Source organism: Pelomonas aquatica (genome assembly GCF_026712205.1).
Taxonomy (GTDB): Bacteria; Pseudomonadota; Gammaproteobacteria; order Burkholderiales; family Burkholderiaceae_C; genus Pelomonas; species Pelomonas aquatica.
Genome location: NZ_JAPPUW010000010.1, coordinates 1 through 15,164, shown reverse-complemented (window position 1 = coordinate 15,164; position 15,164 = coordinate 1). Strand labels below are relative to the sequence as shown.

Sequence of the window (15,164 nt, the reverse complement as noted above, 5' to 3'; positions counted from 1 at the left end):
GAATAGCGTGCGCGGCCTTCTCAAGGGACCTCGGCTTCGGAGGGGGCGGGTTGGACCGGCATGCAAAACACGTAGCCCTCGTTTCTGACGGTCTTGATGTAGCGGGACTCGCGCGGCTCGTCCCGTAGCCTCTGCCGAACGCGGCTTACCAACAGGTCTATCGACCGATCGAATACATCTGCATCCCGACCCTGCGTCAACTGGAGCAGCTGCTCGCGCGTCAGGATGCGCTGAGGGTGCTCAAGCAGCACCCTCAGCAACCGGTACTCGGCACCTGACAGCAAGACCACCGTGCCGCTCAGATCCACGAGATGGCGTCCCGCGGTATCCAAGATCCAGTCGCCGAACCGCAAGCGCGATCGGGGCAATTCCGCGGCGATCTGCGGAGGCATCATCCGCGTGCGACGTAGTACCGAGTTGACGCGAGCCAGTAGTTCACGGGCCGCAAAGGGCTTGGACAGGTAGTCGTCCGCGCCCAATTCCAAGCCAAGTATTCGGTCCGCCTCTTCCGAACGGGCACTCAGCATCACGATGGGAAGTGGCGGCTGCCCCGGGGCACGCAGTTCCCGACACAAGGTGATTCCGTCCTCGCCTGGAAGCATCAAGTCGAGAACTAGCAGATCGACGCGCTCGTTGGCGAGGACGGTGCGCATCTCGCGTCCACTCGCCGCGCCGCTGGCCTTCAGCCCTTGCCGGCGCAGGTAATCGACAACCATCTCCCGGATATCGGGATCGTCGTCGACGATGAGGATGTGGTCGAGCTTCTCCATGGCGACGTTGTACAGGACAGGGTCCGGCTGCCGGGGAAGGGGCACTACTGAGTCTTGTATCTCAGTTTGTCTGGGATTCCGCCAGATACCTGGGCGTACAAAAGGGCCGCTTGTGGACAAGCGCAGGACAAGTGCACGTCGCCCAATGCAGTCATCCGATTCAAGGAGCCTGCATGTTCAAGAGACCATCCGCTGCAGTAGTCGCCACTCTCGCGCTGATCGCGGGCGCGCTGCAAGCCCAGCCCCAAGCCAGTTTCGAGGGGCGCTGGATTACTGAATCCGGCAACCTCGAAGTGGAGATTGCCCCCTGTGCCGACGCTTGGTGCGGCACCGTCACTCGAGTGCTGGGCAACAAGTCCATGAGTGCACCCGGGCAGAACATGGACGCCGCCGACAAGCGCTCTGCGCTGGGCATGAAGATCCTCATGAGTCTGAGGCCCTCAAGCGACAACGCGACCCTGGGCGGCGAAATCTACAACCGCGAGAACGCCAAGACCTACAGCGTTCGTCTGTCCATGGATGGTCAGCAACTCGTGGTCCGGCCGTACATCTTCATTCCTCTGTTCGGCAAGTCGCAAGTCTGGCACCGGCCTGCTGAAAAGGCGTCGCCGAAGGCTGCCCCGAAAGAGGCGCCAGCCTCCGAACCCTCCCGCTCCACTTCTACCAAGGAGTCCGCATGAACTTCCGTCTGACTCAGCTGGCCATCGCGGCCGCCACAGCCTATTTTCTTACCGCCGGCTGCGAAGCACAGCCTCGGCCCCAGCTTCCACCGCCTGAAGCGACGGATCCCGTTGCGCTGAAGTTGATGGAAGGCTTTCCGCCACCGCCGGAGAAGACGGTGCGACTGGCCAACGTGCTGCAGTTCCCGAACGCGCGGTGGGCCTTTCATCACATGCGTGAGTTGGGACCCACGGCCACTGTCTGGCATGGCCCCGCCAATCCAAGCCCTCTCGCTCAAGCGCCTCGGGAGCTCGAGCAACTGCGGTTCGACGACGGCCAGGGCCGGCAGGTCAGCTTGCTGGACTGGCAGAAGAGCACGTACACAGACGCGCTTGTGGTTTTGCATCGCGGAAAGATCATCTACGAGCGGTACGACGCCGGGATGAAGCCCTGGCAGCCCCACGCCTTGTGGTCTATGAGCAAGTCGCTCACGGGGCTGCTCGCGGCACAACTCATCCAGGAAGGGCGGATCGACGCGAGTGCGCCGGTGTCACGCTACCTTCCCGAGCTCAAGGATTCGGCCTGGGACGACGCCACGGTCCAGCAGACGCTCGACATGACGACCGGCGTTCAGTACGACGAAGACTTCAGCAATCCGCGCTCGGGCATTTTTCAGTATCTGATCGCAGGTGGGCTTGTTCCGGCCCCGGCAAACTACCCGGGACCTCGCAACATGACCGCCTATCTGCCGGGCGTAAAGAAGGCTGGTGAGCACGGCGTCGGGTTTCAATACAAGACGGTTGATACCGAGGTCATCGGCTGGCTTCTGCAACGGGTGACTGGCCAGTCATTGGCTCAGCTGCTGTCGGAACGCCTCTGGGCGCCGATGGGTGCGGGCGAAGATGGATACGTTTGGGTTGACCCCAACGGCACGCAACTCGCCAGCGTGGGTGTCGGTGCTACCGCTCGTGACCTGGCCCGCCTGGGAGAAATGCTCAGGCAACAAGGTCAGTACAACGGCCGAGAGGTCCTCTCCCGTGCGGTGGTGGCGGAACTGCGAAAGGGCGCCGATCCAGAGAAATTCAAGATGGCTGGGCAACCCATGCGCGCCGGCTACTCGTATCACGACTTCTGGTGGATTCCCCACGATCGAGACGGAAGCTTTGAGGCGAAGGGCCTGAACGGCCAGCATGTGCATGTCAACCCCGCGGCGGAATTGGTCGTCGTCAAGCTGTCATCTCATCCGGTCCCCAACACCGCGTTCACGCACGTCCAAGACCGGCAAGCGTTCTCGGCTCTCGCGGGCGCCGTCCGCTCGGCTCGGAGTGCGCCATGATTCATTGGCCCGAGCTAGATGGCCCGCCTGAACTGCTGAAAGGCCACAGCCTGGAAGAGTGGCCACCGGCCCGTAGCGTTTTCCATGCGCTGCAGGCGAGCGCCGCGGTTCACGGTGAGCGAACTGCGCTGACGTTTCTTACGAGTGTTGGCGGAGATGATTCGGTGACCGCGGTCACCTACGCCGAGCTGTTCGAGAACGTTGGCCGTTCAGCGAATCTCCTACGCAATCTCGGCGTAGGCCGCCGAGACGTCGTGGCCTACCTTTTGCCCGCGGTACCAGAGACCCACTATCTGCTCTGGGGGGCGGAGTCTGCAGGCGTCGCGATGCCTATCAATCCGCTATTGCAGGCGGAGGAGATTGCGGCGCTCTTGAACGCGGCAAATGCGAAGGTGCTCGTTGCCTTTGGACCAACTGCGGGCGTGGACATCTGGGCCAAGGCCAGAACCGCGCGCACCTTGGCACCTTCAGTGCACACGCTGATGCGCCTGGGTGGTGGCGAAGCGCCCTATGCAGACGTCGACTTTGCAACCGCACTCGCCGCCGCTTCGCCAGTTGTAGAGTTTTCGGCTCCTGACCTGGATGATGCCGCTGCCTACTTTCATACGGGTGGGACGACCGGTGCACCCAAGCTGGCCATCCATACGCATCGGAACCAACTCGCCGCAGCGTACGGCGGCTCGGTCGCAATCGGCGCCAACGTCATGGATGTCATGCTCAATGGATTGCCGATGTTCCATGTGGCTGCCACCATCTTTGGCAGTCTCTCGATGTTCGTCGCCGGGGGCCAAGTCTTGATCCCTTCGCCGCTCGGATTCCGGGATCCTTCCGTGATCGCCAACTTCTGGCGGATTGCTGCGCGGCATCGGGTGACTCTGTTGGGAGGGGTTCCAACCTCCTTTGCGGCCGCGCTGTCTCAGGAAGTCGGTACCGCCGACCTCTCTACCTTGCGAGCGAGCGTATGCGGCGCCGCGCTGACACCCCCCGCTGTGGCGGATGCCGTTGAACGAGTGACTCGCCGCCCCCTTCGCGAGGTCTATGGAATGACCGAGTGCGGCGGCGTCATTTGCGTTGATCCGGTGTGGGCTGACAGAGTTCGCGGGTCCGCAGGTCTGCCGGTTCCCTTTTGCGAGGTACAGGCGCGGCGTATGGTGGCCGGCCGCCCTGGTGAGATCAGGTGCGCCCCAGGTGAGGTTGGGGGGCTGGTGGTGCGCGGGCCCCAGGTGACGCCGGGATACCTCCAGGAGGAGCACAACCAGTCGCTCTTCACTGACGACGGATGGCTTGTCACGGGTGACCTTGGCCATGTGGAGCCTAATGGCCGCGTTTTCATCACCGGCAGATCGAAGGATCTCATCATCCGCGGTGGACACAACATCGACCCCGCAGTCATTGAGAACTGCCTGAGAACGCACCCAGCTGTTTCCGACGCTGCTGCTGTCGGGATGCCGGATGCCTATGCCGGAGAGATTCCAGTCGCATACGCGACGCTCAAGCCTGGGAAGAGTGCAACAGCGGAGGAGCTGCAGGATTTCGCTGCTGCCAACGTTGTTGAACGACCTGCTTCACCGCGCTGGGTGAGGGTGGTTGACTCGTTGCCACTCACGGCAGTTGGAAAACCATACAAACCCGCGCTTAGGGCCGATGCGGCACAAGGCGCTCTTGCTGAATCACTGAGCGATCTCCCGATCGCATCTGTCGAGGTAAGAGACGACACCGTAGGCGGGCTGATCGCGGTCGTCAAAGTTGAGACGGAAATCCATGGGCGGAAGCTAGACGGCGCTGCGATGCGGTCGGCGGTAACGGAAAGACTCGCCGCGTTCACCGTTCGCCTCGAGTTTTCGGATTCCTAGGTGTCCTGTGATGCGCTCACAGGAATCAAGGTCCGTCTAGCCTCGCTTCGAGACGCGAAAGAGAGACGTGTTGATCGAGATGGTCAGTCGTCGCTCGCCAAAGAATCCCTACCAATCGAATGATGAAGAAGTCGCTCTGCGGAGCTCATCCATTGGCTCTTGCCCTCCTTGTGATGTCGACTGCCTCGGCATGTGCAGCTGATAAAGGAGCCTCGGACCAAACGGCAGTGGAACCGACCTCAGTCCGCTGGGGACTAGGCGTTGCCGTAAACGTCAGAAAGAGCATTTACGACGGCGTCGGCACAAGATCAACGGCGTTGCCGCTTGTGCGATACGACGGCGACGTGGTGCACGTGTCTGGCAATCAGATTGACGTCACTGCTCCTTCAGTCGGGGCCGTGAAGCTCTCGTTGCATGCTGAGCTTCCGATTGGCGAGGGATACAAAGGCATCGATTCTCCTCAGCTTGCTGGGATGGCAGATCGAAGGAGCGCTGTCATGGTTGGAGTTGCTTCCAGTCTGCAGTGCGAACTTGCAGACCTCATGCTTACCTGGTTGAAGAGCGCATCTGGTGGCAGCCATGGATCCGCGGCCAGGTTCGGCGCTGAACACGCCTTTCGCATGGCACCGATGACGCAGTTAGTCCCGCACGTCGCGGTGTCAAGCTTTGATAGACGGTACGTCGACTACTTCTATGGGGTGACAGCCGCCGAGGCTACTTCTACCAGGCCCTTCTATGCGGGAAAGTCTGCACGCGCGCTTGAATTTGGCGTCCGTCTCCAGCATGCCATTGACTTGCGACATAGGTTCCAAGTCGACGTATCCAACACACGCTACGGCAATGGCATCACTGCCAGTCCGATCGTGGCGAAATCACTAGAAACCACACTGAAGGTCGGGTACAGCTACTCCTTCTAGGTGTCTGGTATCGACCTTCTGCACTGCCAATTGACGAAACAGGCTCAATCTCATGTTGTTGCTGCTCCTTGCCTACTTGGGGGGCGTGTTGACGATCGTCAGCCCTTGCATTCTCCCCGTGCTGCCCTTTGTGTTTTCTCGTGCGCAGGCACCTTTCCTGCGCAGCGGACTTCCACTGCTTGTCGGAATGGCTTTGACATTTGCGCTGGTGGCATCGCTTGCTGCGGTAGGCGGTGGGTGGGTGGTCGCCGCGAACCAGTACGGACGTTGGGCGGCCTTGGTGTTGTTGGCGCTGTTCGGCATCACCTTGCTATGGCCCAGCATTGCTGACAGGCTCACTCGTCCGCTGGTGGCGCTGGGTGCGCGCTTGTCCGAATCCACGACGGGACAGGTGCATCCTCGCATCGGCGCGTCGTTGATGCTGGGCGTCGCGACGGGACTGCTGTGGGCGCCCTGTGCGGGGCCGATCCTGGGACTCATCCTCACAGGCGCAGCGCTGCAGGGGGCCAGCCTTTCCAGCAGTCTGCTGCTGCTGGCCTACGCGGCAGGAGCCGCGACATCCATGGGCGCAGCACTTCTCCTTGGGGCAAAGGTGTTCGCGGCCATGAAGCGATCCATTGGTGCCGGGGAGGGAATCCGCAGGGTGCTTGGGGGCGCCATGCTTGCGGGTGTGGGCGCCATCGCGCTTGGATTTGACACCGGCGCTTTGGCTCAGCTCTCCGTGGCCTCCACGGGCGGGCTCGAGCAGCACCTCGTCGCCAGCTTGAGTGCGAGCGATCCGGTTGAGCCGGCCAGAGCTGGGGCACGGCCGACTGGCAGCAACGCAGACGCGTTGAAGTTGCCGGATCTGGGCGTCGCCCCCACGCTGGACGGGGCGACACACTGGTTGAACGGCGGAAGACCGTCCCCTGCTTCTCTGAAGGGAAAGGTGGTCCTGATTGACTTCTGGACCTACTCGTGCATCAACTGTCTTCGCACGCTTCCCTTCGTCAAGGCATGGTCGCAGAAATACGGACCGAAAGGCTTGGTCGTGATCGGGGTGCACGCACCCGAGTTCGCCTTTGAGCGAGATGTGGGCAACGTCCAGAAGGCACTGAAGGATCTGGGCATCGAGTATTCAGTAGCCTTGGACAACGAATTCTCGATCTGGCGCTCCTACCGAAATCAGTATTGGCCGGCGCACTACTTCATCGACGCGAAGGGACACATTCGGCATCGGCACTTTGGTGAAGGGGGGCACGCTGAGTCAGAACGCGTCATCCAGCAACTATTGCGTGAAGCTGGCGCCAGCGTTGTCGACGGTTTCGCGGAGCCTCAAGGTCAAGGAGTGCAGGCCGCCGCCGACGAAGGGGCCATGCGCTCCTCCGAGACCTATCTGGGTTACGAACGCTCAGTGAATTTTGCATCGGCGCCCGCGGCGGCTCGCGACACGGCTACTGAGTACACCGTTCCGGCACGGATCATGCTGAACGAATGGGGTCTTTCGGGCCGGTGGAACGTCGGTCGAGATCGAGCCACGCTCGACGCCTCGCCAGGCCGGGTTGTCTATCGTTTCCAGTCGCGAGATCTGCACCTGGTCTTGGGGCCGGGCTCATCCGGCAAGCCCATCCGGTTCAGGGTGTTGATCGATGGCAAGGCGCCCGGCGATGCGCACGGCGCGGACGTGAAGGCCGACGGCACGGGCGTTGTTGTGCGAGAGCGCCTCTACCAGCTCGTCAGGCAGAACGGCCAAGTCAAAGAACGAACTTTCAGCATCGAGTTCCAGGACACCGGCGCAACAGCTTACGCATTCACCTTTGGTTGAGCTGCGTTGTCGTTCTTGTTCATCAATTCATCGCTCACCGCAAATCATCGTCATGGCGCGTGACAGAGGGCTTGAAGCGATCATCTACGACGACCTGAGGGACGTTGCTGGTGTGTCGGACAAGGCAATGTTTGGCGGCTGGGCTTGGCTGCTGAACGGGAAGCTACTTTGCGGCGCGCGTGACGATGGTCTCCTCGTTCGCTTGGGAAAGGGGAACGACGCGTGGGCTCTTGCGTTGCCCGGAGTCGACCAAATGATCTCTCGAGGAAAGCGGTTGGCGGGATGGATTCGAGCGGATGAACGTGTATTTGGTGACGATCGGATTCGGCATCTGCTTCTCAGCGCCGCCGTTCAGTATGTGCGCTGCTTACCCGTGAAGAGCGAGAAAGTCTCGCGCTGATCAACGGCACTGGTGGTGAGCGGCCCGCGACCGGCGCCTTGACGCCATATCGACACTTTTTCGAAGCGTTGTTGCAACGCCCTACGAGGACCAATCGACCTCTGGAGTTTTGGATGAAGACTCAACTTGCGCCCCCTGTTTTGATGGTCTTGGTGGTCGTGCTGCTATGCCTGGTTGGCGGATGCTCCAATGTGCACCGCGAACTTCAGTTGCAGCCGCGACAGGATTCGATCCGCGTTCTGGATTTGACACACGCAATTCCAACCTTCAGACCTCGGGAAGATCAGCCTCTACTCCCTGACTTGGACAGGCCAGTTCGGCGCAGCACCCCGATTGCTGGCTTTGGTCCGCAGGCGGTCCTCTTTGCTCCGGAGGTATTCAAGACCAATCAAGGTCATTTCGACTCCGCAGCGTTGCTCCTCCAAGAGCACGCCGGCACTCACCTCAATGCGCCAAATCACTACGTCAATGAAGACGCGAGCTTGGAGCCCGGAGGAATCCCGAACGCATATCGCAAGAGTGTTGACGAGATCAACGTCCGGCAACTCACGGGGCCCGTCGTGTTGATCGACGTCTCACGGCGCGTCGGTGCTGAACTGAATAGGAACGGAGGCATGCCCAGTCCTGACACGGGCGTTACCGACTTCAGCGACGGATCAATCGCAACCGTGCGCGCGAGTGACATTACGGCGATTCAGGATCAGTTGGTCGACGGGGCATGGCTCATCGCGAACACGGGGTGGTCCAAGTTCTTTCCGGCGTCAGGTGAGGATTGGGACAAGTCCGCATTTGTCAACGGCATGAACCATCCCGGATTTACACGGGAGGCCATAGACCGACTTGTCGAGGTTCTCGATAGGCGAGGGATCAAGATTGCTGGGATCGGCTCCGACAGCTTTACAGGGGACTCTGGTGAAAGCGCGAAAGGTCGTGATGAAAACTATTCTTTCGCGTGGCCAGCTCATGTCAGGCTCTATCAACGCGACATTTTGATTTTGGAGAGCCTCGCAAACGTTGAAGCGCTGGCTAGCGCGATCGAAAGAAGAGAGAGTTGCCAGCTTGTGGCTGGCGTCCTGAAGCACGTGGGCGGCACGGGAGGCCCAGCCCGCGTTGTTGGGATGTGCTGGCGGTGAGCTGCTACCGCATCGATGGTCCGCGTTGCGTTCGCAGCTGAGACGGCAACAGTCCAGGTGTATTTGGTTGCACGCACCATGAGACTTCGACGCGCTGCTGGTACACGCTCTTGTAGTCCGATTTTGTTACCCTTTCGAGCTTCCCTGGGGTACCGCTCCCACACCCTCCGGCCGCGCTCGGTACAGGCGCTTGGCTCGAGAGGTACTCCATGCGCAATTCTTCGTTTCCTTGGCTTGTCCTTGCGGCAAGCGTTCTCGCTGAGGTGGCTGGAACGCTCGCTCTGCGCTATGCGGACGGTTTCACTCGCGTCCTCCCCTCAGTCGCGACCGGACTTTGCTACGCCGCAGCTATCTGGTTGATGGCGATTTCGGTGCGGCACCTTGAAGTCGGGCTGACCTACGCGGTGTGGGCCGGAAGCGGGACGGCGCTGACGGCGTTGTTGGGCGTGCTGTGTTTTGGTGAGTCAGCGAGCTTGCTTCGACTTGCCGGCTTGGGCTTCATCATTGCCGGCGTTATCGCCTTGAACCTGAGCGCAAGCTAGGTCGTCACGTCGCCGTGCCAACACCGACGTCCCTGTCGGGCCTTTGGCCTAGGGTGCGCTGAGTGAAAACTTCGGCCTGCTGCCTGCGTGTCGGGCACCGCCGCATGGATAGCCAAGGACCGCTCGCCAGGCATCGTCAAGATGGGTTCAGTAGACGCCTGGCGTGTGCTTGCCTGGACGGCTGAACTCCCAGCTTAGAGCGCAATTGCGGTTGCTCATTGCCGCAGATGCGGCACCTGCGGGCTTCGGCGGGGCCTAGTTCGCTAGTCGCTCGTCGACTTGGCCAACGCTGATTCAGCTTGGTCTATCCAGGCCACCATGCGATCACATAGCGCGCGCATCTCCCGCAAGTCCGCGCTGCTGAACATCTGCGGTGTCAACTGCTCATGCCTGCGCGCCGCGCCGCGTAGCTGCATTTCACTTTCACTGTCTAGGTTTGCCAACCCGCGCTCCATGCTCACTCGCGTTCGAGCGATAGCGGTTCCGTTTTTGGCGAACCGCCACAGCGTCGTCGTGTTCACATTCAACCGAGCCGCGGCAGCCTCGTAGCTTTTTTCTTGGGCGACGAGGGCTTTCACCTTCTCTAGCAGTAGATCGTCCTTGGTGACCTTGGGCATGTGGAACTCACGCTGACATCAGGCAGCCTACCGCCCTATCGGTGAAAGTGCAATAAATGCAATGTGAAACGACCGGCTTCTTTGAGCCGCGCTCTTTCCCGTGGCCGGCGCAGCAGACACCGCCAGTGGCAGTGCCCAGCAGCTGACGCTGCGCGCGGCGCTGGCCAGCGGGGCGCTCACACGTGCAAGTGCAGCGCCCGCGCAAGCCGCAGCGCCGTGCTTGCGACGGCGAACCTCATCAAGATTTGTTCGTCGCCTTTCGCTCGCAGGTATGGACGTCCGTGGGGAAAGACGTTCACGCCTAGTTGTTCGGCGAGGTCGTCGGGCGTCGAGGCGTGCCACACCGAGCAGGTCAGGGCGAGGAGATCCCTTTGATCAAAACGACCCCTGTTCAGCGCCGCGTAGAGGCGTTCACGAGGTTCTGGGCGCAGCTCCGGCGTCTTGTTCTGAAGGGCACGGAATGCGAGGTCGAGCATGAACCAGTACGCGTCGGGGTCCGCCGCAATCGGTTTGTCGTCGATCAGATCCGTGAAACCGGCGGTAGAGCCGCAGTGCACGCAATCGTCCGTGGGCGCCTGGCTGGCCCGCAGGCTCAGCGAGGGCGACATGCGGCAGTGCGAGCAGGCCGCCTTCAACGGTGTGCGGTGCTCCGCGCAGTGTCGTGCGAAGGGCCATTGATGATGGATACGCCAATACGCCACGCCGTACTTCTCGACATCGCTGGCCACGCAATGCGGACAGCGACGAAGTTCGGAGGATTCCAATACGTCCTCGGCAACATATTGGTGGCGTACGTTGTAGCTGCCGAGTGCGTGGTGGCGCTGCGCGGTCCGTGTGCGCACGGCATCGTCTTCCGCATCCATGCAGGTTGCCAGCCATAGGTGGCTGTGGCTGTCCAACAGCTCGTCAGCCGAGATGCTCCCTCCGAAGATGTCTTCGCCGATGAGGGCGGCGCCCCAGCCTGAATGGTCACCGTAGTGATGGGGCCTGCCGATAGGTTTGGTGTCCCGCATCGCGACCTTCCGATGCGCGTTGGCGAGGTAGGAGTTGTCGATCATCGATTGAATGGTCGCGAACCGTGGGACCGCAATCGCGTCCACTTTCGCACCCCGACCTTCAACTGCAATGCGGATGTGGGGGATGACGTCGTCATCTGCAATGCTTGGCGATGGGGTCGTGGACTTCACTGCCCAGGGTTTCAGCCCAGCCAAATTGCGGCGTTCTCCCGATGGAAAACTAGTCCCTTTCTCAAACATGACGCGGCGCCTTTTCGAATCAGATTGACCCGTTCAGGTTAGCTCTTTGCATGCCAATGTGCAACAAACGCAATGCGCTTTCGGGGTGCAGTAATAGGAGGTGGCTCTGCGTCAGAGGGTTCGAGCCTGGCGCGCCGGTCACGCGGCAAGGACCAGGCCGGTCCTGCTGTCATCGCTTGGACGAGATTCCCAGTCGGCGGCGGATCCACTCCACGGCCTCTTCGTCATCGGCCTGTTGGTGGTCGCTCCCAAGCTCGCTGAATGCATCGAATAGCAGGGCGTGGATGTAGTCATCGACGGCATCCCGGAACATCCAGCGCAACTCATCCTGGAGATCGTCGGCTCCGACCCGTGCCGTGACGGCGCGAGCCAGACTCGCCGCCCAGCGATCCCGAGCGACGGTGTGCTCTCTGAACATCGCCCCCTCGATTTCTTCGACGCCGACCTCTCCGGTCCCGATACCGGTTTCGAGCCTGCGCAACAGCAGGTCCGCTGCCTGGAGCTTTGCCGAGCGCGTCTTGCGAGCAGCAACAGATGAGGCGTTGAACGCTTGCGCCGTCCTGGTGTCGTCGTTCGCATCGGAGAGCAGCCATGCCTCCACGATTGCAGAGTTGGTCGTCGGCCCCGTCTTCAGGATCTGGTTGTGCCGACGCATCTCCGCCAAGTTTTCCTTGGCCTGTGCGGTGAGATGGACCATCACCGCCCATCGCTCAGGCTTGGTCGGATCCTTTCCGCCGCGGTTCAGATGGCGCTCTTCGAATTCAGCCTTGCGCTGCTTGGCCGATTTCACGCTACCGCCGTCGTGAGGCTCGACATCCGGGCTGCTGTCCAAGCGATGAAGCGTGACACCCGAGATCCTCCGTTCTTATGAACGGGGCAATTTGGCAAGTGCCGCCACGTTGTCTGCGCGCACACGAAAAACGGGACCGGAACTAGGCTTCATACCGCGCAGAAGAACTCGACGAATTCACCTTCAAGGGTGCAATTTCAACCGCGCTGATACCCATGGCACGACAGACACGAATAAAAAAGGCAAAGGAAAACCTGCCCCTGTTCACCTTGTTGATCAGGGTCTGTGTGGATTCCGTCGGGCCTTCCTCGAGCGCTGCCAGCACGGTGGCCAGTCGCTTGAAGCTGAAGCCGCGCCGGACCATTTCCGCCTTCAGGATCCGTTTGGCCTCGTCGGCGAAAGGTTCCGCGTCGCGTCCAGTAGCCGTCGGCAGGTCCGCCTCTTCAGGTCGATCACGCGTCATCGACTCAGGCTAGTGAGAAAAACTGCACAGCCGAACAAATAAACCGCATTCAGTTTATTTAACCAAATTACGAAGTTGATCAGGCGCCCGCGGCATGCGGATGCCTCGATCCCTCACGTCTGTAGATAAGGAATTTTCATGTCAAGCAACGACCGATGGACTCCCAACCAAACCCAGGAGTCCCACCTCGAAAACTTGTTCGTGCGGCTCAACACACCGCAGTCCGGCCGCATCTTCGTTCGAAATGCAATCGCCGAGGCACCGTCCCGGCCCGTCAGCAACCGCCGCGGCAACGTCATGATCAAGTTCATGAGCCGCAAGAACGACCGCTGTCTCGAGTTGGAGAGCCGCAGCGGAGAGTTCCCCCAGGCCTATCTTCTCGAGAGCGATCCTGAGGTCGTGATGTGGCTGTGCCAGGCGCCCAAGGAAACGTTGTCCATCAAGGACGAGCAGGGGCGACGTACAGGCGTCACCGGGTACCACCTCGACTTCTTGGTTGTCCGTGTGGACAAGATCATTGCTATCGAGGTGCGGGACGAGCGCGCGCTCCACGATCTGCATGTCAAGAATCCCTACCAGTTCTGGTTCGACAACGAGAACGATTGCTGGCATTACCGAGCGGCAGAGGAGCACTTCGCCGGCATGGGCATCGAGTTCAGCGTCGTCGCCAACCGCGCCATCAACAGCGTCCTCGTGAACAACCTGAGGTACCTCGAAGACTTCATGTCGAGGGAGCCGATCGAGGAAGACCTGCCCACCCTCAAGCGGCTGCAAAACCGGCTCACCGACGTCAAGCGCCTCGGATACCTGCAAGCGATCAACGATGGCTTCGCGGCGGACCAGTTGCTCTACGCCATCGCGCATCAAGACGTCTATGTCGACCTTCACACCGATCGCGTCGAGCACGTGCAGACGCTTCATCTGTACGCCAGTCGAGAGGTCCGCGAGGTGTACCGCCTGCAGGAGCTGAAGGAACTCGAACCTGTTCAGCCGATTCCAGGATCGATGTTCCTACGCCCTGGTGCGCGGGTTGAACATGGCGGCAACGAGTACCACGTCATCTTGTGTAGCGAACGCGACGTCCAGATGCGTGACAAGAACGGCAACTTCAAGGCGTTCGACCTGAAGGTCCTCCAAGGGCTCTTCGACGCGCAGATGCTGAAGGTTGACGGTCTGATGGCCAGCGAGGGCCCGCGAGAACTGGCCCATTGCTCGAAGGCTCAACTCGACGCTGCCTTCAAGCGTCTGGAGGCGGTCAATAACAACGACACCACCCAATACTCAAGACGCAGCCTGAGCCGCTTCGCAAGTCAGATCAGAGGCGTCACGGGCCATCTTGCCCAGGTGCTCGCGCTCGTCGACGACGTGGCCGGGCGAGGGAATCGCGCTCCGCGCTACAGCGAACGCGAGGAAGAGGTGATCAAGATCGCCATCGAGGAGAAGTACAACCGCGGTGAGGCCTGCACCAAGCGCGCGGCATTTATTCACTACCAGGGGCTGTGCGGCAGGACAGACGAAGTCTCGCCTGACCAACCCAAGCTCAACAGGGTGTCGTTCACGACGTTCAGCCGTCGCGTCGACGAGCTTAAATGCGTCCGATCCCGCGAGGGAAAGCGCGTCGCGTACCAAAAGGGGCCGATCGTCTCGACGGTCTACGACCCGTATCCGGTACATGGCCGCACGCCGCACGAGGTCTGCTACATCGACCACACTGTCCTGAACCTGGCCACGACGTGTCCAGAGGGGATGCCACTTCAGAAGCCCACGCTCTCCATCGCTGCAGACGGCTTTACGACGCAGGCGCGTGCGTTGATCTTGTCGTACGACCCGCCCTCGACGACCACCGTGCTTCTGATCCTTAGGGACTACGTCCGCCGCAACCACCGGCTCCCCAAGGTGCTTTCCTTGGACAACGCGAAGGAATTCCGAGGAAACAACCTCAAGAGCTTCTGCCAGCTCTACGGCATCCACCTGAGGTTCCGTAGTCCAGCCGAGCCACGCGGCGGCGCTCCCATCGAAAGCCTCATCGGTGCGGTAGAGAAAGAAGTGGTGTCAGAGATGACGGGGAACACCATCGCGATGAAGGATCCGCGGCTGGTCACCAAGTCCGTCAACGGTTTCAACCATGCCGAGCACACGCTGCTCAGCGCCTACAACATCATTGAGGACTACCTGTTCGTGGAGCGCGAGACGCGCACCCATCCAGTCCTTGGCGTGTCCCCGGCCGATTTCGAACGGCAGCAACTGACTGTGACCGGCGAACGTGCACACCTCTATCAGCGCTACGACGAAAACCTCATGCTGGCGACGAGTCCGTTCGCCCAGCGCGTCTTTCACAAGGTTTGCCCTCGCCGCGGGGTCTGGGTCGACAACATGTGGTACCGGCACGCGATGCTGCGAGGTCACCGAAAAGGGTTCAAGGTCCGCGTGCGGATCGAGCCCTTTGCGGCACGAGTGGTGTACGTGGAGGTGAAGGGCCGGTGGTACGCAGCCGTTGGCACGAACTCGCGAGACCTTGACGGCCGGACCGCCCGAGAGATCCAGATCACGTTGAGGGAGAAGCTCAAGAAGGCCGGTAGCAATGCTCGCGCGGAGAAGCTGACTCTCAAGGAAGGCGGCGCTT

The 15,164-nt window shown here is 60.9% G+C and carries 14 protein-coding genes; 9 read left to right on the top strand and 5 right to left on the bottom strand.

What is annotated here, in order from left to right:
* Positions 1 to 20: 20 nt before the first annotated feature.
* Complete coding sequence (locus NYP07_RS12205) at positions 21 to 770, bottom strand: response regulator (RefSeq protein WP_268150791.1); 750 nt, start codon at positions 768 to 770, stop codon at positions 21 to 23.
* A gap of 173 nt (positions 771 to 943) precedes the next feature.
* Here NYP07_RS12205 and NYP07_RS12200 point away from each other — a divergent pair, with 173 nt between their 5' ends.
* The 8 genes from NYP07_RS12200 (at position 944) to NYP07_RS12165 (ending at position 9,415) form a co-directional block, all read left to right on the top strand.
* Positions 944 to 1,450 carry a DUF2147 domain-containing protein gene (locus tag NYP07_RS12200; protein ID WP_268150789.1) on the top strand — a complete coding sequence of 169 codons (507 nt, stop codon included), beginning with the start codon at positions 944 to 946 and terminating at the stop codon, positions 1,448 to 1,450.
* A complete protein-coding gene (locus NYP07_RS12195) occupies positions 1,447 to 2,766 on the top strand; it encodes a serine hydrolase domain-containing protein (protein ID WP_268150787.1) in 1,320 nt (439 codons plus the stop codon). The genes NYP07_RS12200 and NYP07_RS12195 overlap by 4 nt, the downstream gene beginning before the upstream one ends.
* Positions 2,763 to 4,619 (top strand): AMP-binding protein, encoded by a 1,857-nt coding sequence (locus NYP07_RS12190; RefSeq protein WP_268150785.1) that lies wholly within the window; start codon positions 2,763 to 2,765, stop codon positions 4,617 to 4,619. Before NYP07_RS12195 ends, NYP07_RS12190 begins: the two co-directional genes overlap by 4 nt.
* Before the next feature lie 122 nt (positions 4,620 to 4,741).
* Positions 4,742 to 5,536: a MipA/OmpV family protein gene (locus NYP07_RS12185; protein WP_268150783.1), complete on the top strand. Its 795-nt coding sequence runs from the start codon at positions 4,742 to 4,744 to the stop codon at positions 5,534 to 5,536.
* A 52-nt stretch (positions 5,537 to 5,588) separates the two neighbouring features.
* Positions 5,589 to 7,340, top strand: a complete 1,752-nt coding sequence (locus NYP07_RS12180; protein WP_268150781.1) for a cytochrome c biogenesis protein DipZ — start codon at positions 5,589 to 5,591, stop codon at positions 7,338 to 7,340.
* Positions 7,333 to 7,740, top strand: coding sequence for a TfoX/Sxy family protein (locus tag NYP07_RS12175; protein ID WP_268150779.1), 408 nt, complete (start codon positions 7,333 to 7,335; stop codon positions 7,738 to 7,740). The genes NYP07_RS12180 and NYP07_RS12175 overlap by 8 nt, the downstream gene beginning before the upstream one ends.
* 113 nt (positions 7,741 to 7,853) lie before the next feature.
* Positions 7,854 to 8,873: a cyclase family protein gene (locus NYP07_RS12170; protein ID WP_268150778.1), complete on the top strand. Its 1,020-nt coding sequence runs from the start codon at positions 7,854 to 7,856 to the stop codon at positions 8,871 to 8,873.
* A 209-nt stretch (positions 8,874 to 9,082) separates the two neighbouring features.
* Complete coding sequence (locus tag NYP07_RS12165; RefSeq protein WP_268150776.1) at positions 9,083 to 9,415, top strand: DMT family transporter; 333 nt, start codon at positions 9,083 to 9,085, stop codon at positions 9,413 to 9,415.
* A 263-nt stretch (positions 9,416 to 9,678) separates the two neighbouring features.
* Here the strand turns inward: NYP07_RS12165 and NYP07_RS12160 are convergent, their stop codons facing one another.
* The 4 genes from NYP07_RS12160 to NYP07_RS12145 all read right to left on the bottom strand — a co-directional run bounded on the left by NYP07_RS12160 (position 9,679) and on the right by NYP07_RS12145 (position 12,541).
* Positions 9,679 to 10,032 (bottom strand): hypothetical protein, encoded by a 354-nt coding sequence (locus NYP07_RS12160; protein WP_268150774.1) that lies wholly within the window; start codon positions 10,030 to 10,032, stop codon positions 9,679 to 9,681.
* A gap of 176 nt (positions 10,033 to 10,208) precedes the next feature.
* The gene (locus tag NYP07_RS12155; RefSeq protein WP_268150772.1) at positions 10,209 to 11,219 is read right to left on the bottom strand and encodes a TniQ family protein; all 1,011 of its coding nucleotides are present in this window, start codon (positions 11,217 to 11,219) and stop codon (positions 10,209 to 10,211) included.
* Between the two features lie 238 nt (positions 11,220 to 11,457).
* Entirely contained in the window at positions 11,458 to 12,120 is a 663-nt protein-coding gene (locus tag NYP07_RS12150) for a hypothetical protein (RefSeq protein ID WP_268150770.1), read from the bottom strand.
* A 100-nt stretch (positions 12,121 to 12,220) separates the two neighbouring features.
* Positions 12,221 to 12,541, bottom strand: coding sequence for a DUF6471 domain-containing protein (locus NYP07_RS12145; RefSeq protein ID WP_268150768.1), 321 nt, complete (start codon positions 12,539 to 12,541; stop codon positions 12,221 to 12,223).
* Positions 12,542 to 12,679: 138 nt separating this feature from the next.
* Here NYP07_RS12145 and NYP07_RS12140 point away from each other — a divergent pair.
* Positions 12,680 to 15,164 (top strand): hypothetical protein (locus NYP07_RS12140; protein WP_268150766.1); only part of this gene is annotated, 2,485 nt, incomplete at its 3' end.

Coding starts and splice junctions, on each gene's coding strand:
- NYP07_RS12205 (WP_268150791.1), bottom strand. CDS start 770: ATGGAGAAGCTCGACCACATCCTCATCGTCGACGACGATCCCGATATC.
- NYP07_RS12200 (WP_268150789.1), top strand. CDS start 944: ATGTTCAAGAGACCATCCGCTGCAGTAGTCGCCACTCTCGCGCTGATC.
- NYP07_RS12195 (WP_268150787.1), top strand. CDS start 1,447: ATGAACTTCCGTCTGACTCAGCTGGCCATCGCGGCCGCCACAGCCTAT.
- NYP07_RS12190 (WP_268150785.1), top strand. CDS start 2,763: ATGATTCATTGGCCCGAGCTAGATGGCCCGCCTGAACTGCTGAAAGGC.
- NYP07_RS12185 (WP_268150783.1), top strand. CDS start 4,742: ATGAAGAAGTCGCTCTGCGGAGCTCATCCATTGGCTCTTGCCCTCCTT.
- NYP07_RS12180 (WP_268150781.1), top strand. CDS start 5,589: ATGTTGTTGCTGCTCCTTGCCTACTTGGGGGGCGTGTTGACGATCGTC.
- NYP07_RS12170 (WP_268150778.1), top strand. CDS start 7,854: ATGAAGACTCAACTTGCGCCCCCTGTTTTGATGGTCTTGGTGGTCGTG.
- NYP07_RS12165 (WP_268150776.1), top strand. CDS start 9,083: ATGCGCAATTCTTCGTTTCCTTGGCTTGTCCTTGCGGCAAGCGTTCTC.
- NYP07_RS12160 (WP_268150774.1), bottom strand. CDS start 10,032: ATGCCCAAGGTCACCAAGGACGATCTACTGCTAGAGAAGGTGAAAGCC.
- NYP07_RS12145 (WP_268150768.1), bottom strand. CDS start 12,541: ATGACGCGTGATCGACCTGAAGAGGCGGACCTGCCGACGGCTACTGGA.